Annotated in this window: 22 protein-coding genes and 1 pseudogene; 5 read left to right on the top strand and 18 right to left on the bottom strand. The window is 38.9% G+C overall.

Features of this window, described 5'->3' with window-relative positions:
* Window positions 1–252 precede the first annotated feature (252 nt).
* From BAMF_RS29805 to BAMF_RS29765, 9 genes and pseudogenes are all read right to left on the bottom strand, one after another.
* A complete protein-coding gene (locus tag BAMF_RS29805) occupies window positions 253–951 on the bottom strand; it encodes a glycoside hydrolase family 11 protein (protein WP_014470364.1) in 699 nt (232 codons plus the stop codon).
* Between the two features lie 230 nt (window positions 952–1,181).
* A pseudogene (xylB, locus tag BAMF_RS29800) lies at window positions 1,182–2,360 on the bottom strand (xylulokinase); the annotation flags it as partial.
* A gap of 132 nt (window positions 2,361–2,492) precedes the next feature.
* Entirely contained in the window at window positions 2,493–3,716 is a 1,224-nt protein-coding gene (locus BAMF_RS29795) for an MFS transporter (protein ID WP_013352376.1), read from the bottom strand.
* A gap of 161 nt (window positions 3,717–3,877) precedes the next feature.
* A complete protein-coding gene (cmoA, locus tag BAMF_RS29790) occupies window positions 3,878–4,606 on the bottom strand; it encodes a carboxy-S-adenosyl-L-methionine synthase CmoA (RefSeq protein ID WP_013352375.1) in 729 nt (242 codons plus the stop codon).
* The gene (locus BAMF_RS40475; protein WP_013352374.1) at window positions 4,596–6,434 is read right to left on the bottom strand and encodes a ThiF family adenylyltransferase; all 1,839 of its coding nucleotides are present in this window, start codon (window positions 6,432–6,434) and stop codon (window positions 4,596–4,598) included. The genes cmoA and BAMF_RS40475 overlap by 11 nt, the downstream gene beginning before the upstream one ends.
* Window positions 6,435–6,552: 118 nt before the next feature.
* Window positions 6,553–7,803, bottom strand: coding sequence for a Y-family DNA polymerase (locus BAMF_RS29780; protein ID WP_013352373.1), 1,251 nt, complete (start codon window positions 7,801–7,803; stop codon window positions 6,553–6,555).
* Entirely contained in the window at window positions 7,796–8,128 is a 333-nt protein-coding gene (locus BAMF_RS29775) for a YolD-like family protein (protein WP_013352372.1), read from the bottom strand. The genes BAMF_RS29780 and BAMF_RS29775 overlap by 8 nt, the downstream gene beginning before the upstream one ends.
* Before the next feature lie 216 nt (window positions 8,129–8,344).
* Entirely contained in the window at window positions 8,345–9,103 is a 759-nt protein-coding gene (gene yunB, locus BAMF_RS29770; RefSeq protein ID WP_013352371.1) for a sporulation protein YunB, read from the bottom strand.
* Between the two features lie 126 nt (window positions 9,104–9,229).
* Window positions 9,230–9,433 (bottom strand): hypothetical protein, encoded by a 204-nt coding sequence (locus BAMF_RS29765; protein WP_021493638.1) that lies wholly within the window; start codon window positions 9,431–9,433, stop codon window positions 9,230–9,232.
* A gap of 242 nt (window positions 9,434–9,675) precedes the next feature.
* Here BAMF_RS29765 and BAMF_RS40735 point away from each other — a divergent pair, with 242 nt between their 5' ends.
* Window positions 9,676–9,765, top strand: coding sequence for a putative holin-like toxin (locus tag BAMF_RS40735; RefSeq protein ID WP_076982784.1), 90 nt, complete (start codon window positions 9,676–9,678; stop codon window positions 9,763–9,765).
* 305 nt (window positions 9,766–10,070) lie between these two features.
* On the opposite strand, the gene BAMF_RS29760 is transcribed toward BAMF_RS40735, so the two are convergent.
* Both BAMF_RS29760 and BAMF_RS29755 read right to left on the bottom strand, forming a co-directional pair.
* Window positions 10,071–10,529 carry an SMI1/KNR4 family protein gene (locus tag BAMF_RS29760; protein ID WP_013352370.1) on the bottom strand — a complete coding sequence of 153 codons (459 nt, stop codon included), beginning with the start codon at window positions 10,527–10,529 and terminating at the stop codon, window positions 10,071–10,073.
* 14 nt (window positions 10,530–10,543) lie between these two features.
* Window positions 10,544–12,343, bottom strand: coding sequence for a T7SS effector LXG polymorphic toxin (locus BAMF_RS29755; protein WP_013352369.1), 1,800 nt, complete (start codon window positions 12,341–12,343; stop codon window positions 10,544–10,546).
* A gap of 266 nt (window positions 12,344–12,609) precedes the next feature.
* On the opposite strand from BAMF_RS29755, the gene BAMF_RS29750 reads away from it, so the two are divergent.
* On the top strand, window positions 12,610–13,539 hold the full coding sequence (locus tag BAMF_RS29750) for a hypothetical protein (protein WP_013352368.1): 930 nt from the start codon (window positions 12,610–12,612) through the stop codon (window positions 13,537–13,539).
* A gap of 127 nt (window positions 13,540–13,666) precedes the next feature.
* Here the strand turns inward: BAMF_RS29750 and BAMF_RS29745 are convergent, their stop codons facing one another.
* Window positions 13,667–14,101 (bottom strand): SMI1/KNR4 family protein, encoded by a 435-nt coding sequence (locus BAMF_RS29745; protein WP_076982859.1) that lies wholly within the window; start codon window positions 14,099–14,101, stop codon window positions 13,667–13,669.
* A gap of 262 nt (window positions 14,102–14,363) precedes the next feature.
* On the opposite strand from BAMF_RS29745, the gene BAMF_RS29740 reads away from it, so the two are divergent.
* Window positions 14,364–15,329, top strand: a complete 966-nt coding sequence (locus tag BAMF_RS29740; protein WP_013352366.1) for a thermonuclease family protein — start codon at window positions 14,364–14,366, stop codon at window positions 15,327–15,329.
* A gap of 223 nt (window positions 15,330–15,552) precedes the next feature.
* Here BAMF_RS29740 and BAMF_RS29735 read toward each other — a convergent pair whose 3' ends face one another.
* A complete protein-coding gene (locus BAMF_RS29735; RefSeq protein ID WP_013352365.1) occupies window positions 15,553–16,287 on the bottom strand; it encodes a hypothetical protein in 735 nt (244 codons plus the stop codon).
* A gap of 254 nt (window positions 16,288–16,541) precedes the next feature.
* On the opposite strand from BAMF_RS29735, the gene BAMF_RS29730 reads away from it, so the two are divergent.
* Complete coding sequence (locus tag BAMF_RS29730; protein WP_013352364.1) at window positions 16,542–17,687, top strand: site-specific integrase; 1,146 nt, start codon at window positions 16,542–16,544, stop codon at window positions 17,685–17,687.
* Between the two features lie 117 nt (window positions 17,688–17,804).
* On the opposite strand, the gene glnA is transcribed toward BAMF_RS29730, so the two are convergent.
* The 5 genes from glnA to spoVK form a co-directional block, all read right to left on the bottom strand.
* Window positions 17,805–19,139, bottom strand: coding sequence for a type I glutamate--ammonia ligase (glnA, locus tag BAMF_RS29725; protein WP_013352363.1), 1,335 nt, complete (start codon window positions 19,137–19,139; stop codon window positions 17,805–17,807).
* A gap of 57 nt (window positions 19,140–19,196) precedes the next feature.
* On the bottom strand, window positions 19,197–19,598 hold the full coding sequence (locus BAMF_RS29720) for a MerR family transcriptional regulator (RefSeq protein WP_013352362.1): 402 nt from the start codon (window positions 19,596–19,598) through the stop codon (window positions 19,197–19,199).
* A 109-nt stretch (window positions 19,599–19,707) separates the two neighbouring features.
* Window positions 19,708–20,973, bottom strand: coding sequence for a methionine gamma-lyase family protein (locus BAMF_RS29715; protein ID WP_013352361.1), 1,266 nt, complete (start codon window positions 20,971–20,973; stop codon window positions 19,708–19,710).
* A 16-nt stretch (window positions 20,974–20,989) separates the two neighbouring features.
* Window positions 20,990–22,252 carry a GTPase HflX gene (hflX, locus tag BAMF_RS29710; protein ID WP_013352360.1) on the bottom strand — a complete coding sequence of 421 codons (1,263 nt, stop codon included), beginning with the start codon at window positions 22,250–22,252 and terminating at the stop codon, window positions 20,990–20,992.
* Window positions 22,253–22,381: 129 nt separating this feature from the next.
* Window positions 22,382–23,350, bottom strand: coding sequence for a stage V sporulation protein K (gene spoVK, locus BAMF_RS29705; protein WP_038462785.1), 969 nt, complete (start codon window positions 23,348–23,350; stop codon window positions 22,382–22,384).
* A 305-nt stretch (window positions 23,351–23,655) separates the two neighbouring features.
* Here spoVK and BAMF_RS29695 point away from each other — a divergent pair, with 305 nt between their 5' ends.
* Window positions 23,656–24,414 (top strand): N-acetylmuramoyl-L-alanine amidase, encoded by a 759-nt coding sequence (locus BAMF_RS29695; protein WP_013352358.1) that lies wholly within the window; start codon window positions 23,656–23,658, stop codon window positions 24,412–24,414.
* Window positions 24,415–24,442 lie beyond the last annotated feature (28 nt).

Genomic DNA, 24,442 nt, shown 5'->3' with positions numbered 1-24,442 from the left:
TAATTATAATATAAGATGGACATATATAACTATTTATCAAGAAAGCGCACGTAGACTGATTATATCACCGTGTCTGTTTTTGCGCAATATAAAAAGAACCTGGCCTAATTGGCCAGGTTCTTTCTTAGTTTCCCGCTATATCCCAAAGCGATCTCATCCAGGGAAAGAACGCGAAAAGGTTTACAAAAATATCATACCTTCCGATTTCATCGTACGTTTAGACTGATACCACATCAGAATTTGAATCAGAACCTAAAAGGATTTTCCGCTAATAGTCAGTACATTTGCAGTTACATTAGCACTGCCATTGCTTTGATATCCTTCTACCGTAAGCGCGGTTTCATACATCTTACCCATTGGCATCCCTAAGCTTTCCCACTTCTTGAAATGTTCGCTGACAGATACGGTTCCGCTCGTTCGTTTTGTCTGCCGGACACTCCAATACTGTTTAAAGGTGGCGATACCTATAATGGAAGGTTGGTTGATTCGAGTGGTTTCATAAATGTCATATGTGCCCCCGTCAACAGTAAAAGTTCCCTTCGGCGTTCCAGTCGGTCTGTAGGTGCCCCAATTATCGACGATATAATATTCTGTGAGCGGATCTTTCGTCCATCCATAAACACACAGATAGGAATTCCCCCCGGGATTGAAGGTTGCGTTGTAATTGATTGATATGTTTCCAAGTTGTGAGTGAGTCTTCGTTGAATCGAATTTCTTGCCTTTTCGGAATAAAGCATTCCCAATGTTACTCCACTGGGCACTGAACGCACCGCCGCTATTAAGCGTCATACTGGTATTCCCAGAGTCCTTCCACAATTCATAGTCATAGCCATCTTGTGTGCCAGTCTGATTTGAGGTGATTGTAGTTGCCGCCTGTGCGGACCATGCAGGTAATGTCAGCGCCAGACTAAATAAAACTGCTAATAAAAACTTCATTCTTTTTTGTTTCATTTGGCATTCCTCCCGTTTGATCAGATTGTATTCAGGTCTTACCGTCATGTTTTGTTTATCCTCACCACCTTTCAAAAGAAGGCAGCCAGATCGGTTAATGTATAGGAAATAGAGTTGCATTCAATGATTTTTTGAAGCCGCTTTCAATCTTATTAACACCAACTTATCTGTGTTGCAGCTGTAGGTATGTCAGAAAAGTTTTCACAGCCCATTACGAACCACACTTATCATTAGTTTTTTCGAAAGCTCTGCAAAGCTGTATTGAGATCCTTTGTGTGAGTATAAATTTTCTTATACAAATCGAATAGTGTTTTATATTTTTGAACATTTTGTTCTTTCGGATAAAATGCAGCTGCCTCACGAATGAATTGCTCTGCACATTCTTCAAGGGATTCAAACCACCCGCTTCCAAAGGCACCCAGCATAGCAGCCCCCATGGCTGGACCTTGTTCACTTTCTAACTTAATCACCCGCGCATTGAAAATATCTGCTTGCATTTGAAGCCACGTTTCATTTTTAGCTCCCCCGCCGATAGAAACAACAGTATCAACTGATTTTCCCGCTTCACGGAACAGCTCAATTGATTCATGTAAAGAGAATGTGATGCCTTCCATTACTGCCCTCAAAAAATGCTCTCTTGTATGGGCTCCATCCATTCCAATCAAGCTTCCCCGAATGGATGAATCAGCATGCGGCGTTCTCTCACCAACCAAATAAGGAGTGTACAGCAGTCCATTTGCTCCTATCGGAATAGATTCCACCCCCTGCAGTAATTGCTCAAACGATTCGTTTGGTGCAAACGTTCTTTTAAACCAGTCCAAGCTGTATCCTGCAGCGAGCGTGACTCCCATCGTATAAAAAGAATCTTTTTTTCCATGATTAAAAAAGTGCACTTTCCCTCTAAAGTCTCTTCCTTTGTCTTCTTCACAGGAAAGTATGACCCCTGACGTCCCAATACTGCATAATGTTTTTCCGGGAGAAAGGATACCGGCTCCAACAGCACCGCAAGCATTATCTGCTCCCCCAGCGTACACTTTTGTTTTATCCGACAGCCCGGTCTCCGCTGCAACGTTCGGAAGCAGTGATCCCACACAATCATGGGATTCAACGAGCGGGGGACAAATATCCGCTGAAATACCAAATTGTTTGCAAATCTCATCACTCCACTCCTTGCGGGTAATATGTAAAAGCAAAGTTCCTGCCGCATCGGAGTATTCGGTGTGAATGACTCCAGTCATGCGGAATCTCACATAGTCTTTCGGAAGCAAAAAAACAGCAGCTTTTTTAAAGAGTTCAGGCTCATGTTCCTTCACCCATAAGATTTTAGGTAATGTAAACCCTTCCAGAACACGGTTCTTTGTGATGTCAAGCAGTCGATCACCAAATTTCTCCGTCATTCTGATACATTGTTCTTGTATTGCTAGATTGTGTTAAATAATGGACTCTCCTCCCCCATCACAAATCTGATTTCATTATTTTCTCTAACAATCCACGCTAATTTAAACCTGCTAAATCATAATACCCTCCAAGTAAAAGTGAAATTATCCCTCAGTATAAACTTGGTTATTAGACTCAACTGACTTTAATTTAGATGTTAATGAGATTATTAAAGATATGATTCCCATCAATAATAAAATAAAAATAGCAACCCTAATATTATAAATTCCTACAATTGTAACCATCAAAGACATGCTCAGAGGATTAGCTGTTTGCTCAATCATTTGAAACGTGGAATTTACTCTTGCTAGATATTCAGTTGGACAATGCTTTTGAACAAACGTAGCTCGACAAATAGCATACATAGTAGAGCCACAACTCATGCAGAACAATCCTATGGGTATTAGAAACCACCCAGGCATTAATAATATAAATAACCCTATACATATTACGGAATATGCTAAATTAATTATAAATCCCAATTTTAATTTTTTTAGAATTCTAAACAAAAGAGTAGCTGAAAACATACCGAAACCAGCTGTAGCAGTAATAAAACCTATCTGAGAATCTGTGAAGTGGAGAGAAGCTTTTAAGTAATAGATTACAATAGTTGTTACTGGAGCGACTGCAAAAGTAATCAGAAACACAGATAGAGAAAAAATCCGTAATGTTCTAGTTTTAAAGGATATTTTTAATCCCTGAGCAACATCCTGAAAAAAGGTTTTATCGGGCATTTTAATTTTTTTGTTTGGTATTCTAACCAAGTACAAAAAAAACATCATTATTCCAAATGTGATAGCATCTAATAAAACTAAGTCAATTGGAGCAAGAAAAGTTAATAATAGTCCACCTAAAACAGGTCCTGTTAACATTGAGGATGTCCAAACCGTTGTAAACCCTGCATTAGCCTCTATTTTTTGATTTGGATAAAGTACTGGAATCAATACAAAATTTGATGACCTTGCAAATAAATCAATGGATTTAATTAAAAAACCTAGTATAAGCAACAACCAAGCATTCAGCATCCCCATGTAATAAAAACAAACAATTAGGATTGCTAAAAGTGCTTGTAGTATATAAGAAGAAAAAATCACCTTTTTAGGATTTAGTCGATCAACCATTGCTCCAATAAAGGGGCCTAACAAAATTTTGGGCAATTGCACTATAACCGTTAAAACACCCATTAAAGACAACGACTTAGTTAAACTGTATATTAATAATGGTAAAGCAAGATCAAACCATGCATTACCTAATGAATTAAATAGTGTACCGCTTGCATATGTAGTAAAGCGAGGATTCCTCCAAATAGAGTTACTTATCTTATCCATTAATATCCCCCTTTAGGCAAAATATGTAATAGAAGGAGGTTTTTAGAAAACCCCCTTCTATACTGACAAGATTAGTTTGTGTAATGACCGTTTTGAGCTCTAACAATTTTCACTTTACGAATTTTTAACATCTTTCTCACCCCCTTTCAAGTTTTTAATTATCATTTTTTTGCGAAAATTACACCGAAATTTAAATACTTAAATACTAATGAAACTTCTTTAAAACCCGCTTTTTCAAGCATATCGATATTTTCATTAACTGTGTATGGAATTAAAACATTTTCTAATTCTTCTCTCTTTTTAGATATTTCTATTTTCGAATAGTTATTTTGGGCTTTGAAGTTATAATACATATCTATATACCTGCGGTTGAAAAATGAAGAATTTTCGATAAATTTCTCATATAAAACCAAAATTCCATCCCTCTTAAGGTTGCTAAATATATTATTTAAAATATTTTGTCGATTAATTGGTCTGATGAATTGTAAAACTAAGTTTAGGATAAAACACCCCGAGTTTTCAAAATTCAAATTATTAGTAATGTCACCATGTATTAATTCTATATTTTGTAAATCGAGTTTCTTTATTTTTTCTTCTGCTTTTTCAAGCATAGATTCTGAAAGATCTATTCCTATAACCGGATTTTTCTTTTTGTTTTCTGCTAATTTTTTTCTTAGTAATATTAATGTCGTCCCTGTAGAACAACCTAAATCATATATACTATCATCATTGATAATGCTATCAACAATAAAATCAACTATTAGATTTTGAGTTTCAAAGTATAAAGGAACACTACGACTGACCATATCATCAAATACATTGCTTACCTCACTATTAAAAGTGAAATCCTCAACAGAATTTTTATGTATATATATTGAATCAGATGGCATGTCTATCTTCCTTTTTTAAAACAAAAACTTGGAAATAAGGAATTCGCGAACATTTTTCAAAGAGTATAGGATGTGTTTCACTAACTGTGCTTAATGGTTGTGGCTCTAAAAGAGACACAACTTTAAAACCCGCATCGGTAAAAGAATTGAAATACGTTTCTGTTGTCCGATGGTAAGTTTTAATTGACTTTATAACTGTTTCACCATTCTTATCTTCCCTTGATTTTTCTATTAAGCCTTCATTAAAGTAATCTTTCAAAATAAACTCTTCATAATTCCATTTGCCGTTATAATAATCCTTTCTCCAACCTCCGCCATCCTTAACAGGGTGGGGAATAGTAACTATTAATGTTCCATCATTTTTTAGAAACATATTCAATTTCCTTAAAGTTCTATCTATTTCAGGCAAATAGTCAAGGATATTATTGCAAACAATGTAATTAAATGTATCGTTAACCTCTATGGATTCAATATTACCTCGCATTGTCTTAATTGATCCTGCGTTTATATTACTTGCTTTCTTATCAAGAACCTTTAACATATCATCTGATATATCAACTGCTGTGACTTTTGCGCCTTTGTTTGCAAAGTACAAAGCTTGTTCGCCAGTGGCACATCCAATATCAAGTATTTTAGTTTCCTCTTTATTTATTTTCACCAATTTACTCATAGTTTTATCTAGCAATATAGAATTAAAAGAATCGCTCTCCCGTTCTTCGATATATACCTCATGTAATTCTTTATCTGAATTTAAAGTGTTTTTTGACAACTTTTCACCTTTTATATCAGAACATAAACAGTTATTTTTTTTCTCGAAATTTTCTTCGTGTATTTTATAGATTTCCGAATTAATTAGAAGCCTTTTTCCACTTGTCTTTGTTTTTAACCCTAAAAGATGCCGAATGACCTCATTAGCTTGTATTGAAGATACCATTGCGTTTAGAGGGCCATAGCTAGGAGCTTGGAAACTTTCGTTTAAATTAACAGAGAATTCTTCTTTGTTATCGGAATAGAGATAAAGATCTCCTTTGTCTTTATAACACTCGTAACAAGCCGTTTCACCAGGTATAACTAAAGGCCCTATTGCACCATAAGTTTCTATATAGCCAGCGTTGCTATAACTAAACCCATATTTCAATGCAGCATTGTTAATCCATTCATGAACAAAGAAAGGAGAATCAGCGGACAAAACAACAAAATCACATTCACTAAAATGATTATCAAACAATTCTTCTCCAGATATAGACTCACAAACGGGGATTAACTCAACCTCAGAATTAAGTAGTTGAAGTTGTTCTTTTGCTGACTCAACTTTCGATAGCCCCACTTGGTCTTCTTTATAAAGATACTGTCTTGTTAAATTTGATAATTCTATAGTATCTCCATCTGAAAAAATCAACTTTCCTACACCTGCTGCAGCCAAATTCATCGCTACATTAGATCCTATGCCTCCCATACCAACTAGGCCGACAGTTTTTTCAGCTAAAATTTTTTGAGCATTTTCTGCATTAGCATCAATCATTTCATAGTACAAGCTATGTCGAGAATATCTATTATTTGAGTCATAATTCTGTTTGACAATGATTTCATTTTCAATCAAATCACCTAAAAGTAAATTAATTTCATTTGATGAAAGATTTGTATTATCCGAAAGATATACTTCTGCTTCTTTAATTGTTTTTTTTGAAGAAAAAAATCTAAGGACATTAGACAAATATTCCGGAGCATCTTCAATGATTAGTGCATGAGGCGGCATTGAACCAATTGCTATATTATTCTGCAACTTATGTATACGGCTATGAACTTTCAGTTGATATAAACCTTCCAAAGTAATACATTCCTTTCTAAACAACCATTGTATTATATATAATATTCTAACAATTTAGTTTACGGTTTTATTTTACATTATCTTCTCTTTATTTACAATAAAAAAATACAAAAAAATATTAATTTTTATGTCCACCTGTCAAACCAGCTCTATATAATGCTGTTCCTCCAGGTGTATAAGAAACAGCTCGTAAGATCGCTTTAGATCCGTATTTATTTCTTATTCCATCCATAACAAATCCAAGCTTTCTCCTTTTTTCATTATCCTTTTCAAACAGGCTCAATTGTTGATTTATATCGTCTTCAATATTGGATAAGGTAACTGAAACACTTCGTACCGTTTTGCCTGTATAGAATTTATCAAAAAGCATCAAGCAATATCGATAAATATCCATTGTGATATTTGTAGGTAAATCAATTGTTTTAGCTCTGTGAAAGCCACCGCCGAACTCATCTTTACTGTAACCGATTCCTAAGCTAATTGTGCGCCCTACTTTGTTATGTGTTCGTGCTCTTCGTGCAACCTCTTCACAAATCTCCAAGAGAACCACCTTGATATCCTCTTTCTTCGTATAGTCTCTAAGTAAGATTTGACTTTTCCCGTAGCTTATTTGCCCTTGCATCAAAGGAGCTCCAATTTCAGAAAGGTCGATTCCATGTGCATGATAATAAAGCTGATTGCCCATAATGCCGAAGCGCTTTTCAAGCAGCTCTAATGGATATTTAGCTAATTGGCCAACAGTTGAAATCCCCATCCGGTTTAAATTCCTTTCCATCCTCCCTCCTATTCCCCACATTTCAGATAACGGATGAACACACCAAAGCTTTTTAGGAACATCTTCATATCTCCACCGTGCAATCCCAGTCTTTGTTTTCTTGCTCTCTAAATCAAGAGCTAACTTACTCAGTAGCATATTGTCACCAATACCAACAGTACAAACTAAGCCGAACTCTCTCTTCATACTGCTCTGAATTGCTTCTGCCATGACTTCAGGATTTTCTTTTCCTGCATCTAAAAAAGATTCATCAATTGAGTACGTGTGCACACATGTTTCAGGAACGAACCTGTAAAACAATTTAGTGATTTCAGTTGAAACTCTGATGAAAAGTTTCATTTGCGGGTTTACTATGTGAATTCTTGGATCATCTGGAATCTCAAATAACCGGGAACCAGTCTTGATTCCATAATCTTTTTTAAGTGCAGGAGATGCTGCTAAAACAACACTTCCCTGTCTATCTGTGTTTCCGACTACAGCAAGATAGCATGTCATCGGATTCAATCCCATTGTTACAGCTGAAACAGAAGCATAAAAGGATTTCATATCTACACAAAGTATATTTTTACGTGGAAATTGTGAGTAATCAATCATTGTAAGCAACTCCTATGATGTCATTCATGGTGATGTATACGGTTTGATCGTGATGATCTTTTAAGTGTAATTTGTGTTGTTCGTAATTGAGATATTGAACTGTACCGATTAAATCCTCAGCAACCCCTTCTTTAAAGAGCTTAAACTTCAGTTCTCTATTCAGCGCAATTGCTTCTGAAACCAGGATGTCAATCTCCTCAATTTGTTGCTCATCTAAAGATGGCTTCTCCATTTTCGAAACATCTAACAAGTCCTGTTTTAATTGCGTTAAATGTTCTGGAAGCATCATGGAAGTCCATTTGATCGCCCCTCGATCTCTAAGCATTTTGAATCACTCCTTTATTGATCTAATATTAACAGAACAAATGTTCTTTATTCAATATAAATAAGAACAATAGTTCGATGTAATTGTTGGAAATGACTATTCAGCAAGTATCCACTAAGCTTTATGGGCTGCTCTAGTCGATACTTGAGTTCAGTTTCAAGAAATCCGCAGGAAAAAGTAAAAACAGCCGCCAGAAGAAAATGCGGCTGTGTGTCTTTATTTGTTTTTCTCCTTTTTTTCATTCGGCAGCTGAACGGAAGGCGTCACGCCTGATCCGCCGCTTCCGTTATAAAACTGCGGCACCTCTCCTTGAATGGCTTTAATGGAGACCGGAATATTATTCGTTACGACCGACGTTTTACTGGCAAACGGAATAATGACCTTCATTTTAATTTCCACAAAAATACTGATATCAATCAGGGCATTGTTGATGCCGTACGGTTTTATTTTTGTTTTCACATCAGTTAACGCATCGCCGATCAGGTTAAAGCGCACCGGGATTTTCGGCCCCAGATTTCCGAGAATGCTGTTTCCCGTGACCTGCCCTAAGGGAATATCAATCATAATTTCATCGGCCGTTTTAGCGCCTTTTTCTGTTTCCTGCTGCTTATTGTTCGACTCCGCTTCCTTCAGGTGAGCCTGAAGCTGCTTTGTCACTTTCGCCTTCATGCTGTTGACCATTTGTGTATTAAAATCCATCGTTGTGACTTTTCCGTTTTCATCCGTTTTCATATCGACCATATCTTTCACATTATCTGTGTGAGACATGTATTCTTCAATGGATTCCGTAATGACTTCAGTCGCCACCCGTTTCGTTTCCATTTCCCCGATGTTCATCAGCACCGGTTTGATTGAGGAATTGATCATCCAAAGGCTGATGACCGTCGATATAATAAAAAAAGCAAACGACAGAAGAAGCACATACCGAAAAGGCAAAGGCCCTCTCTTGCGAAGAGTGCTCCGGTATCTAGGCAAGAAAAATCCCCCCTTACATATCACAATGTATGCTTGTAAGGAGGGACATAGTTATTTATTTTCACACTTAAAACTCCGGCATAAAGCATTGTTTTCCTTTCGGTTCACGCAAATGACAGGCTATTTTTATATCCTGCTTATTTTGGTTTTTCTGATCCTTTTTCTTTTCATATCTTCATTAGATATTTTTGTTTGCATCTCCATAACACTTAATTGGCTTTTTAATATCTTAATGTCTTGTTTATTGAGCACTGGTGGCACATTTATTTCTGCTCTTTTGCCACTTGTTAATGAAAACTTTAAAACCTGTTTAGCTAAAGTAAATTCCAACGCCAGATTCTCCTTTAGTTAATTTCAACAATTTAAAATTATAAGAGCCTAGAAGCACTTATACAATAAAGGTTACATGATATTGTCTTAACCATCAAACTTTGATTTTCAATTGACTGATTCAGCTTGGTAATCTGTTTCCTACAATCACAGACATATATTTGGAATTAGTGTATAATGATTCCTGTACATTAAGTTTGCTCACTCAAGGGAGTCTTGCTCATCCCCTACGAAAGGGGGTGATGCTTATGTCAACATTTCAGGCATTAATGTTAATGCTTGCATTCGGGTCGTTTATAATCGCCCTGTTGACGTATATAAATAAAAAATAGACCTCCCTTGAGACTGGAATCCTGAAGGGACAGGTCTATCACGAATAACCGCTGAGCAAGCCCTTTGATGGGCAGCTTTTTGTACAGAACCGGGGTGTTGGTAGCACCCTGGTCTTTTTATTTTATGCATTTCTTATTAAAGAAATACACTGTAACCAATCTGTATTTTACAGTTTGATTATAACACATTAAATGAAACCATTGAAATAATTTGCAAAACATTTGTTTTATGGATAAAACCATTATTTATAGATTTTAATCCTGCGGTCTCTTATTCATCCATTACACAAGTGCAATACTTTTGCTTAATCGTCCCAGTCTTCATCCTCAATCCAGTCGTCTTTAGCTTCTTCTAGTTCCTCTATTAAAAACTCTAGGAATGTGCTACCAACTTGTTTACCATATCCCTCTTGGTTATCCCAAAGAATGACTGGGCATTCTCCACCTTTCATCTTGTTAGTGTCAAGACAATAAGAAAATTCATCTACATATTCGATCACTACAAGACCATCGGAAAGGTTATAATATTTTTTATATTCATTGGTCTGTTCAACAACTTCAGCACCGTGAGAGTCATATCCGAGTATCATTGTTCCGTATGCTCCCCCTGAACCATACTCAGTTAAAAACCATTTATAACTGTCTGGAAGCGTTACATTGAGATACTCTTCTATTTCTCTAATTTGATCTCCAGTGACTCCTCCCGTGAGAATTGAATTTTCTTTATTTTCATCAAAGAAAGTTTTTATTTTCGAATAATCCATTAAACTTTCACCTCTTATTCTTGATTCTCAAATTGCTGAGCTCTCCATCTCCAATACCTTCTTCTGAAACTTTTATATTGTTTATCAAGCACAGGATCATTTCTAAAACTCTGTCCATTCCCTTTTAATCCATGCAAAACATCACTGTACTTATTATGCCAGCTTTCAGGTATCTCTAGCATAGTGCCAGGCTCTTCTTGAATTAAGTGATGTAAATTTATTTGCGTGCCATCTTTAGCAAACGGAGCATTACCATTTTTCATAAGTTGAAGATTCGTAAGGCCTTTACGATTTTTTTGATTAAGATCAATATCTTTCATTGTATATACCCTACGGCTTACATCTCTAGGCTCTCCTTTAACTTTTACCTTACCGTCTATTTCGTATGCTTCATATTTTTCTTTATTTAACCAAGGGACATCTACTTTCTGACCTGTAAATGGCTTTCTTGTTTCATCTAATTTCTTTGCATTGGTCAAAAGTTGATTTTTAAGGTTTTGGCTGTCAACCACATTGTATGGTACATCACCCGACAGAGCAAGATCATATTTAGAGTTATAAGGAAGCAGTTCTGGAAGTTTAACGTCTTTAATTTTCTTCCCTGCCTGTCCTGCCTTGTTTATGACCTTCCCCGCCGCATCAGCTTTGTTAACGGCTCCTGCACCTTTCGTTCCGACAACAGCCACAGCTGCTGAACCAATTGCATATGTCACCCATCTTGATCTGGAGTAAGCATCTCCGTTCACCATATCTTTTTGATACGATTCCTCGATTGCTGATGAAACAGCATCATATGTTTTAACAGGATGAAGTACTGCATTCCCCAGTGCTGACAAGGTTTCTCCCGGATCGGTTATGAAGTCCCACAGACCGGCTACCGTGTCTTTCCCGACATCATATAAACCAACGCCGGCTCCTTTTAATATATCCCAAGTCACTTCTCCGGCTTCTTCCAGCTGTTTTGCTTGTTCAAGCTGAATGACATATTGCTGCTGAGAAGGTTCAAGGTTTTCATAGCCGATCTTATTTGCAATTTCCAAATATTCATCCGGATCGGTCACACCGTCAGCGAGCTTTTTCTTCAAATCCTTGATTTCCCGCTCTTTCGCTTCTTCCTTCTTAATCGTCAAATAAGCATCCGAATGTCTTGCGATATCGCCTTTCTTCTTATGGATGTCGCTTTCTCGGTATGCCTTGGCGTTGTAGTGAAGCGGCGTGGCGCTTTTTCCTTTGCCCGTGGCGTTTTGAAGCTGCTGGAAGTCAGCTTGGATGAACTGTTCGTTCGCTTCGGTTTCTGCGTATTCTTTCGTTAGATCGTGATCAAGCTTGCCGAGTTTATGTATGGTATCGTTCCTTTTTTTATCTGCTGACTCCAGCTTTTGTTCGACATCCTCTGTCGAGAAAACCTCAAGATGAACAATATCGCTTATCTCATTAAGAATATCCCTCATTTCATTCCGCTGCTCTTGCATGATGGCTTTTGATTTATTCTTCGCATGAATCAACTCATGTTCTAAAAATGACTCTTCCACAAACGAATCGACTAATCCTGCATCAGCTACTTTTCCTGAGATACTGTTTAGAAACGCAATTTTCATATCGATCAGATCAAGCCAGCTGTCTGTGACACTAGCGTGATCTTGAAAGAATGCTTTGATGTTATCAGCACCTTTGCCCGAAAACTCACTGTCATCTAGATCAGCCATTCCCTGAAATGCTTTTCTGAGATTGATAAATTGTTCTCTAATCTGATCGTATTGTTTTGCTCGTTTTTCAGCTGCTGAAATTAACGAGGATGCTTCAAATACTTTCATATCCGTCTCCTTCCCACTCAATCTTATCTAAATTTTACCACATTAAATTACATGTAAGGAGAGCTTCTTCGTTTTGTTGAAGGTCTCTTTCTTAGGAGATTTGTACTTTAACAAAATCTTAAAATAGGCTTAATTCAGTTGATAAAAAATGGAAAAGGTGATACTATCCTCACGGAAGGAGGTATTAATTGTAAAATATATTATTTATTTACACCTCAGATACTCATAACAGGTTTAAACAGAAGAAAAAGGAGTGTAAAACCATTATGAAGTATGTGTCAAAAAGCATTTGGTTAGTTGTAATAGCTCTCTCTTTATTATTCTCTTGCTATCCCCTCCATGATGTAAAGGCAACGGCAAACAAAGAAATCACTGACAATAATGCAACTGGCATTGACCTTAACAAACGTATCTCAACAGTAAATGAAAAACCGCAAAACACCGATTCATCTAAAAGAGAATTAGCCGGATCAGAAAGTAAGCTGCAAAAAATCGCTAAGGAACACGGAATGGATGTTGAAAGTTCATACCAAACTTATATAGCTTATGACAAAGATGGTAATCAGACATCTTCTGGACAAGTCACCTCTGAAAACCAGCGGAAAACTGTTGAGAAAAAAGCAAAAAGTATTATCTATTTCAGTCACACTTTTTTAGGTGGAAAAGTTAATAAAGTGATGCACGGAGTTGAAATTTCAAAAATAGTAGGAATTCCTCCTGCGTCAGCAGAAGTACATCAGGGTTTATGCAAGAGTGGCTATTATAACAAACAGTTTACTTGCCCCCATACTATTAGAAAGACCTTTGTAGGGACTCAAGTGAAAAAGGGATCGGAAGTTCATCAATTTATTAATGTAAACAAAACAACATTTTGGAAGTATACTGGCGGCGCAATTGCTACTTGGGCAGGGAAAAAACCAACTGTTAGAACGATATCCTGGACTGAAGGATTATACTTAACGAATATGAAGGGAATGTTTTTCCCCTCCAATTACACAGATAAGCAATCAGGATTAAATATATTAGCTCCATCTAATGCATTTATTAAATGGGTGCCTAGCGATAAAAGAGTAAAATGGGGAACTACAGAACGCAAAGCATATAGGAACTGGTATGATAAAAAATACGGCAAAAAAACTTGGGTAAAATTTGAGATTCATCATCAACTACCTAGAGAGTACGGTGGAGGAAATTAGACAAGCAATTTAATTCCTATCGATGTGAATTTTCACAGGAAAGAAGTAAATCCATGGTGGGCTTCTTATACAAAAAAGAAGTAAAATTGTAGATGAATGTAGATGAAGACTCCTATGCGGAGTCTTTTTATTCTGAAACCAGTTTATAATACTCTCGGATATTCGGATTCACTTCCCAATATTTCGTTCCATTAGAAGACACTAACATATCAAACCATATTTCAAAATTCGAATCTAAGTTAATCGCATCTTCAATATCATCAATTGAGTCTAGATATAGCATATAACCTAATCCATTTTTTGATTTGTTTGTGTCTATGACATATCTTCCATCAAAATGATATCCAATTAAAACGTATCCCTCTGGGAAATCTTGAACCTCATTATATTCAATGATCCCCTCTAAGCTAAGTATTTCAATCCCATCAAACATTTCCATCCCATTGTGCTGTAACAAAAACTCTTTATAGTCATTAGGGAAGGTAACACCTAGCTTCTGTTCTATATCGCTAATTTCTTGAGGACTAGCAGGATCTTTGAAATGAAAAGTAGCATCTTCCATGACATACCCTCCATGATGAAACATAGGGAATGTTCCGTATTTAGAAACAGCTTCCTTTATTCCATTAAGAGTCATTTGAATTAACTTCCCTTCTTCCATATAACTTTCCCTCCTCTAAGGTTTAGGCCACTAAATTTTACCACACAACTTTATTTGAGTGTTTTAAAATGACAAAATCAAATTTACAATCTTTGGTTTTATATTTATAATTAGGAAGGTTTGTCCGATATAGAGACAGAACAAACAAATTGGGGGAATTACATTGAAGAAATGGCTGTTAGGTATTGGCGCACTATCTCTAAGCTTTTCTTTAGCTGCGTGTGGATCTGATTCTGCTTCTACAGATAAAACAGATTCAGATCAAGCTAAAACAACAGAGCAAGAAGAAAAGGATGCAAAAGAGACAAAGGCAGACACTCAATCAAATGACAAAAATGAAAAAGCCGAAAATGCTTCAAAGAAGGATTCGTCGGATAAAAAGGCGTCTGACAAAAAGAAAAAGCTGGTCGATGTAACACTTAACAGAACAGTTGATGGGGATACGATTAAAGTTAACTATAAAGGCGAAGTCAAAACTGTTCGTTATTTACTTGTTGACACTCCTGAAACTAAAAAGCCAAACTCTTGCGTACAACCATATGGTGAGGATGCTTCAACAAGAAATAAACAGCTGGTTAACAAGGGAAAACTTCAACTGGAGTTTGATAAAGGAGATCGCACAGATAAGTATGGCAGAATGTTGGCTTACGTTTATGTAGATGGCAAATCAGTACAAGAAACACTGCTTAAAGAAGGATTAGCACGAGTAGCTTATGTGTATGAGCCTAACACGAAGTATTTAGGCACGTATAAGAAAGATGAGCAAGCTGCTAAAGATAAGGACTTGAAGATTTGGAGTAAGAATGGTTATGCAACTGATAAGGGATTTAATGGTTGCGTAACGAAACCGAAGAAATCAGTAAGTGTGTCTAAGCCGGCTCAAAAGTCAGTTACAGCACATCAATCTGAGACACATAAATCGAACTCAAACAGTTCCCATTCAAGTAGTTCAGCATCAAGTAGCTCTTCTAACTCTACACAAGCCTCCCCTTCTACTGGAGGAACAGAACACTTTGCAAACTGCACAGAGCTGAGAAAGAAATATCCGCATGGAGTACCAAGCACTCACCCTGCTTATACATCTAAGATGGATCGGGATAATGACAACTTTGCATGTGAGAAGAATTAATCAATTTGAAGCCCTCTGAGGCTTCTTTTTTCATTTGGGTATATTCCAATCTAAACAAAAAACCACAGAGCGTGTGAGGGACTCTGTGGTCTATAGTGGCTGATTAAACCCCCTATGATACATCAATTAGGATACTTTAAATTAGATTAATAAGCAAGTTGATCTAAAATATTTCGTTAAAATGAGGATTTTATTTAATGTTTGGATTGAAGGGCTAATAATTTTATTCTTGTATTGTTGTTAATACTCCATTATCGAAATATAGGTATCTGCTAATACCGTAAACCCATTGTTCATTTATCCCTGATGCTGTCGTTGTCTTATGAATAGACTTAGGCCTACCCCAGTCTTTAAGTTGGATAACTTCATGCTTGGTCATGCCAATAGCAATTGTCTTCTCCTGATAATCTTCGTCTAGAGTGTCTACACCTTCGTCCCCGTCTTCTTGGTACTTCACTTCTCTTGTTTCAAGCATATGAGAATTAGGGTCATCATTTTGGTATTCACTTACGATTAAAACGTTCTCTTCTGGATGATTTAATGGACTATATTTAACTTCATAACTGGACGTCTTATCGTCTTCATCGCTCGGCAAAATAAAAATCTCATTAATAGAACATGTTTTATTCCTTCCACATTTAATTTCGTTTAAATGGGAATTCTCTTGTACAACTCCCATCACCTTTCCAGCCAAAAGCAATTTTTCTTTGTCGGATAAAGTAGTAAATGCTGGTTTAGCTTTTAAAGATAAATCAAATTGATTTTTAGTATCCTTTACTTTACGCAACCATACTGAATCAAAGTGTTTGTTTATTTTTTTGTTTTCTTTTACTTTAGTAGCTATAGCATCTAAATTGGTTGTATCTAGCCTGTTTATGTACATTGGAATTGTTATAGACAATGCTATTATTGCTATAGCAACAATCCCGAAAAAAATAATCATTTTCTTCTTTTTCATATGTTACAGCCCCTTATGACTACACTATAATTTATACGAGAATGTTTAAATCCATTTGACCATAAAATTTTAAGTTTGCCCCCACTCCATAATTCACCACAATTTCAATTATCTTATATCAAGAGCAGAAAATAAACACAAACTTATAGTATTTTTTGATAACGTTAACTTTCAATTATCTGAAATTTTTGATTGTCCCCCGAAAAACTAAGTGCTAAAATGGGATATGTTAATTTAAGAAAGGTGGAGTAAAGATGGCCAGTTTCAGAAAAAGAGGTAGTACCTGGCAATACAGAATAAAGCATAAAGACCCTTTGACTCATGAACAAATTGAGGTCTCTAAAGGCGGATTTAAAACAAAAAAAGAAGCACAACTAGCAGCAAGACAAGAAGAACTGAGGCTGAATAGCGATTTAGAAATCAATGGAGGTGACGTTCTTTTAAAACACTATCTTAAAGATTGGCTCACTGAATATAAACAAGGAACTGTTAGGAAAAACACATATATCCTTCATGAACGTAATGTTAAAACAAAGATCTTGCCCTATTTTAAGGATATTAAGCTTAAGGATATCAAGCCTTTGAGATACCAAAAATTCATCAATCATTTAGCAGAACAAGGGTACAGTAAGAGAACGATCGAGATCATTCACGGGACAATGTTTAATGCTTTATCTACTGCTGTAAAACCATTAAAGAAACTCGAGGAGAATCCTTGTGAAGGGGTAACTATCCCAAAGATACCTAAGAAAAAAGAAAAACTGGCGTACATTAACTCAGACGACATCTCCTTCTTCCTCAAAATTGCAAGACAGGATAACTACCTTTACTACATTTTCTTTAAAACTCTACTTGAAACTGGAATGCGTAAGGGGGAAGCTGCTGCATTACAAAGAAAGGATATTGATTTAAAGAATAATTACATCCATATTAACAAATCTTTAGACTTTCAAGTTAAAGAAGGCGAAGAAAGATTCGGAGAAACAAAAACTTATGAATCCGAGAGACGTATTAAAATAAGCAATTCTTTGGCGAAGGAATTAACAGCTCATATGAAATATTTAAATGATAATAGAATAGTTTTTAATGAAGTATATGAGCATGAATTAGACCTTGTTTTTTGCAGAGAGGACGGCAAACCATTACCGAAATCCACCCTCTTCAATGCACTTAATCGAATTCTTAAAAAGTCTGGGCTTAATAAAATGCCTATACATGGTTTAAGACATACTCACGCTGTTCTTCTTCTTGAATCTGGTGCAACAATGAAGTTTGTACAAGAAAGACTTGGGCATAAAAATATAACCATCACTTCTGACGTGTATTCTCATATCTCAGAGAAACTTGAAAATTCGTCAGTTGACGGTTATGAAGAATATATGAACTCTCTTTTGTCTTAATTTTTTTAGTATTTTTGGTGGTCAAATAGTGGACAAGTTGACCACCAACCCTCCAACTACCCCTTATGACCAAATCAAAAAATCCCCTGACACCAATAGTGCCAAGGGATTGAGAGATTAATATTGAGACATATACTGTTCGCGCTCCCACGGATGAACCTGTGTGCGGAACATATCCCATTCGATTTCTTTTGCTTCGATGAAGTGTTCGAACAGGTGCTCGCCGAGAGCTGCAACCATAACTTCGTTTGATTTGAATTCATCGAGAGCTTCCGCCAGTGTCGCCGGAAGATCTACGATTCCGTTTTCCATGCGCTCTTCTTTGCTCATAACGTAGATGTTGCGGTCAATCGGAGCCGGCGCTTCAAGTTTGTTTTTGATTCCGTCAAGACCTGCTGCAAGCAATACGCTTAACGCCAAGTACGGGTTTGCCGCCGGGTCTACGCTGCGGACTTCAACACGCGTGCTGATGCCGCGGGAAGCCGGGATACGGATCAGCGGGCTTCTGTTTTGCGCGCTCCATGCCACGTAACAAGGTGCTTCATAGCCCGGAACAAGGCGTTTGTAAGAGTTCACTGTCGGGTTTGTGACAGCTGTAAAGCTTGTCGCGTGTTTTACAATACCGGCAATGAAGTGTTTTGCTGTTTCACTCAGCTGAAGATCAGCGTCTTTATCAAAGAATGCGTTAACGCCCTCTTTAAAGAGTGATAGATTACAGTGCATACCGGATCCGTTTACGCCGAACAGCGGTTTTGGCATGAATGTCGCATGCAGACCGTGTTTGCGGGCAATCGTTTTGACAACCAGTTTGAAAGTTTGGATGTCGTCACAAGAACGGATGGCACCGGCATATTTAAAATCGATTTCGTGCTGACCCGGAGCAACTTCATGGTGAGATGCTTCGATTTCAAAGCCCATTTCTTCAAGTTCAAGCACGATATCGCGGCGGCAGTTTTCTCCCAAGTCGGTCGGAGCGAGGTCGAAGTATCCGCCTTTATCATTCAATTCAAGCGTCGGTTCGCCTTTTTCGTCTAATTTAAACAGGAAGAATTCAGGCTCAGGTCCAAGATTGAAATCGCTGAATCCGAGTTCTTTCATTTCTTTCAGAATCCGTTTGAGGTTGTTACGCGGATCACCTTCGAACGGCGTGCCGTCCGGATTATAGATATCACAGATGAAGCGTGCTACTTTACCTTTTTCAGCCGTCCACGGGAAGATGACAAATGTGTTCAGATCAGGATATAAGTACATATCAGACTCTTCGATGCGGACAAATCCTTCGATGGAAGAACCGTCAAACATACATTTATTATCAAGTGCTTTTTCAAGCTGGCTCACAGGAATTTCTACGTTTTTAATCGTTCCGAGAATGTCTGTGAACTGAAGGCGGATATACTTTACGTTTTCCTCATTTACTAATTTTACGATGTCTTCTCTTGTGTACTTTGCCATTTCGTAAAACTCCTCCTCTAAAAGGTAAATGTATATAGCAAAACAGTTGCTAACGGATTAATGAAAGAATCGGGACATGTCACCTTGGCGGAAAGTATTCCCCCGCTGGAAACGGCCTGCCTGCATCAGTTCGTTTTTCAAAAGCTTTCTGAGTTCATCATCAGACAGATCATGCTTCATCGGTTTGGCCGTTTTGGATTTTTCTTCCGGTTCGGCAGATGCCTTATCCAGAATTTGTTTGATACCAGCCATATTGACGCCTTGTTCAATCAAATTTTTGATTTCTAACAGTTTATCTACATCATGGAATGAAAATAATCGTCTATTCCCTTCGCTTCTCGCTGGAAATATCAGTCCATTTTCCTCATAATATCGAATTTGCCGGGCAGACAGTTCTGTTAACTGCATGACAATCCCAATCGGAAATAAAGGCATTGAGCGGCGAATATTATCACTCATCTCAATTTCCCCCTTTTCTTATCTTAGTCTCATTATAGGTGATGTTATATTTTGTGTCAACACAATGTAAGGAAACTTAACATCTAATTCTTTGAAAATTGCAAACGAATTAGATCAGCCCTTTCTCCATTAAAGCATTTACGGCGCTGCAAATCGCATTTTTCACGTGCGCATAAGTTAATCCCCCTTGGACATAAGCAACGTAAGGCGGTCTGATAGGGCCATCTGCTGATAATTCAATGCTTGCTCCCTGTACGAAAGTGCCCGCTGCCATGATGACATCGTCTTCATATCCCGGCATATAGCTCGGATACGGCGTCACATGCGCATTAATCGGAGAAGCATATTGTATCGCCTGGCAAAAAGCGATCATCTTATCAGGGTCCTGAAACTCAACTGATTGGATCAGATCCGTTCTCGGCGTATTCCAGGCCGGGTTTGACGTAAAGCCCAGCTTTTCGAGAAAACGGGCGGTAAATACCGCTCCCTTCAAGCTTTGCGCCACTACATGCGGAGCAAGAAAGAAACCTTGATACATTTCCTGCAATGAATAAAGCGAGGCGCCGGCTTCACTTCCGATTCCCGGTGAGGTCATCCGGTAAGAGCAGGCTTCAATCCACTTGGCTTTTCCTACAAGATAGCCGCCCGTCTTGGCAAGGCCGCCGCCCGGGTTTTTAATTAAGGAGCCGGCCATAAGATCCGCACCGACGTGGCAAGGTTCCCGCTCTTCCGCAAATTCTCCGTAGCAATTGTCCACAAAAACAATGACATCTTCTTTGATTTCCTTTACGAAACGAATCATTTCTTCAATTTCATTTATTCTGAAGGACGGACGATTCGCATATCCTTTTGAACGCTGAATACCGATCACTTTCGTATTCGGACGGATTGCAGCCCGGACCGCTTCGAAGTCAACCTTGCCTTCTGAGGTTAAATCGACTGCATTATACCCGATTTGAAATTCCTTAAGCGAGCCTGAGTACTCCCCGCCTCTCACCCCGACGATTTCTTCAAGTGTATCGTAAGGCTTGCCTGTTATATAAAGCAATTCGTCTCCGGGTCTCAGCACACCGAACAGCGCGATTGAAATCGCGTGCGTCCCGGAAATGATTTGCGGCCTCACCAGCCCAGCCTCTCCTCCGAACACATCAGCATAGATCTCTTCCAGTGTATCTCGGCCGATGTCATCATAGCCGTACCCGGTTGAAGGCGTAAAATGCGTATCGCTTACTTTATGCTTTCTGTAGCTTTGCAAAACTCTCCATTCATTCCGTTCACTGATCTCTTCTATTTTTTTATGAACGGCGGCGATTTCCGCTTCTGTTTCTTCGGCGGTTTTTTGTAAAAGAGCGCCGTGTGTCAGTGTCTCAAACATGTTGTGTATACCTTCCTTACATGAATTTCTTCAGTTCTCCAAGTATGCTTTGTTCTTCTTGTACGTACCCCGAGACTTCGTATCGCTCATTTTCTTCATTAAAATAAAGGCCGTCGATCATAGTCTCTGATTTGATGCGTGACATCAATTTGCCTTCAGCCGCAGGCACATGAACTTCATACGCCGTCATCAGCTCCCGGCGTAAATAAGCTTCGATTTCCGCTTTTAGTTTCGCTTCATCCCCGGCGATTCTAGCGCTGATCATAATGTGGCCTTCCCCTGCTGTCGGAATGAAGTCAGGAAATGTTTCATCCCGTTTGTTATAAGCGGTCAACACCGGAATATCATCTGCCTCAAGCTCTTTTAACAGGCCGAGAACAGTCTGTTCATGCCCGGCATAATCTTCATTGGAAGAATCAATGACATGAATGATCAAGTCCGCTTCCTTCACTTCCTCAAGCGTTGAACGGAAAGCGGCAATCAGCGTGGTCGGGAGATCTTGAATAAAGCCGACCGTATCAGACAGCAGGACGCTGTAGCCGCTCGGGAGCGCCATCTTTCTCGTCATCGGATCAAGTGTTGCAAACAGCAGATCTTCTTCATAGCTGTCTGAGCTTGTTAATTTATTAAACCACGTTGATTTCCCGGCATTGGTATACCCGACAAGCGCCGCCTGAAGCACGCCATTTTTCTTGCGTCTCTCCCGGTAACGGCTTCTGTGGCGGATAACCGTTGACAGCTGTACGTTAATTTCGTGTATGCGGTTTCTAATGTGGCGCCGGTCTGTTTCAAGCTTTGTCTCACCGGGCCCTCTCGTCCCGATTCCGCCGCCTTGTCTGGAGAGATTGATTCCTTGTCCGCTCAGACGCGGCAGTGCGTATTGTAGCTGGGCTAATTCGATCTGAAGCTTTCCTTCCCTCGTCTTCGCCCTTTTTGCGAAAATATCCAAAATAAGCTGCGTGCGGTCGATGATTTTCGCTTCAATTGCCGTGGCGAGTGATTTAAGCTGACTCGGTGACAGTTCATCATTAAAAATGACCAGATCCGCTTCAAGCTCTTCACACAGCGCCTTCAGCTCGTCTACTTTCCCCTTGCCTATATATGTAGCGGCATCCGCTCTGTTCCGTTTTTGCGTAATCCGGGTCAGCACCGTTCCGTCAGCCGTTTTTGTCAATGAAGCAAGCTCGTCCATCGAATGGTCAAAGTGCTCGTCGGTCACGTGCGGAAGCTGGCAGCCGACCAGAATGACCGTTTCTTTTTTTTCTTCCTGTTCGTTCAAATGGATGTTCCTTTCTGTGTCGTATTGGGCAGTAGTACTATCATACCAAACCCGCAGGGCGTATACCACACATCCGGCGGGTTTTAAAGAGAGAAATAAAAAAGAGGCCTCTCAGACCGGCTGAGAGGATTATTCATGAGCTGCCGTCTCATCTTTTATAAATAAATCCTGGCTCTTGATCGTCATCAGATCGTTTTTTAAGTATTGGTCTCCCATTAAAAGCCTCATGGCCTGAGCGCGGATTGATTTTTCAATCACATTTCTGACAAAGCGACCGTTGCTGAATTTAATGGGGCTTGTCGTGCTTTTTACTGTCATTAAGTAATCTTTTAACTTCCATTCGGCTTCCTGACTTAATTGATACTCCCGTTCTGCTATCATGCGCTTGGCAATGTCCATCAGCTGAGTGACAGAGTAATCCGGAAAATCAATGCTGATAGGAAAACGCGATTGCAGGCCGGGGTTTAATGAAAGGAAATGTGTCATTTCTCTCGAGTATCCTGCCAGAATCAGGATAAATTCATGTTGTTTGTCTTCCATATGCTTGACAAGCGTATCGATCGCCTCTTTACCGAAATCCTTTTCTCCGCCCCTTGCAAGTGAGTACGCCTCATCAATGAATAAAATGCCGCCGAGCGACTTTTTAATCAGATCTCTCGTTTTTTGCGCCGTGTGTCCGATGTATTCACCGACCAGATCAGCACGTTCTGCTTCGATCAGATGTCCTTTTGAAAGAACGTTCATTTCGAAGAAAAGCTTGCCGATCAGTCTCGCGACGGTTGTTTTCCCGGTGCCGGGATTCCCTTTGAACATCATATGAAGAGCTTGTTTCCCGACTTTCAGCCCTTGTTCGGCCCGTTTTTGATTGACGAAGATCCATGCGTAAATTTCTTTAATGTTGCGTTTCATCTCTTCCATTCCCACTAATGTGTTCATTTCTTTTTCAATTTCTTTCAGGATGCTGTGCTTGGCTTCATTTTTTTGCAGGGCGGCCTGGTATTCCGCCTCAGCTTCCGCATTTGTCAGCACTTGCTTTTGGCCATTAAGAATGATGTTAATTTGTCCGTTATTTTTATAGGTTACAGCGCGCTCCAACATGCTCACCTCTCTGTTCTCTCTTTATCTTATTCATGATGAAGACGTTCTGTGACATCCGCCTACATCATGAGGCCCGTTTTCTCCTATATCTGTCACATTTTCCGTTCTCTTCGGGAATGATGCTGAATCCTGCGCTTTCCCGAGAAATATTTTTCATTTCTTATTGTATTCAGCTGAAACGGGGGGACAAACCATTTATTTTTATTTTCCGGGAAATGTTAGGCGGATTTCTTATTTTTCTCATGAATGACAGCCGTACAAGCACCTTTTGAATCTCATCATATGCTGTAATGAGGTGATGGAGAATGGTTAAAATTTTTATAGACCCTGGTCATGGCGGAACTGATTCAGGTGCAACCGGGAACGGCCTCCAGGAAAAAGCGGTCACTCTGGAGATCGCGCTGGCTTTGCGCACAATTCTGACGGATGAGTATGTAGGGGTTTCTGTCATGATGAGCAGGACAAGCGATAAGACGGTCAGCCTGACGGAAAGAACAGATGCCGCCAACAGCTGGGGCGCAGATTATTTTTTATCCATTCATATTAACTCAGGAGGCGGAACCGGATTTGAAAGCTATATTTACCCGGGAGTCGGAGCGCCGACCTCGACTTACCAATCAGCCGTCCACACACAAGTGATCCACGCATCAGGTTTTCATGACCGCGGAAAAAAAACAGACAACTTCCATGTGCTGCGGGAGTCAAATATGCCGGCGATTTTGACGGAGAATGGTTTTATTGATACGACAGCTGACGCAAACAACCTGAAAACATCCAGTTTTATTGAAAGCCTTGCAAGAGGACATGCCAAGGGCTTGGAGCAAGCTTTCAGTCTAAAAAAAAAGGCTGACTTATATAAAGTGCAAATCGGCGCTTTCAAAGTGAAAGCAAATGCTGATGCGCTTGCCGCCAATGCGGTGTCTAAAGGTTTTGATGCAATAGTGCTTTCAACAGGCGGCTTATTTAAAGTGCAGATTGGCGCATTCTCTTCCAGAGATAATGCTGAATCGTTAGCAGAGCGGGCAAAAAAAGCGGGATTTGATACCGTCATTACACTAAACTAACGAAAAACCCCTGTTCTCCCTTTTTTAG

This window comes from Bacillus amyloliquefaciens DSM 7 = ATCC 23350, from assembly GCF_000196735.1.
Classification (GTDB): domain Bacteria; phylum Bacillota; class Bacilli; order Bacillales; family Bacillaceae; genus Bacillus; species Bacillus amyloliquefaciens.
This window is presented reverse-complemented; position numbering and strand designations above follow the sequence as displayed.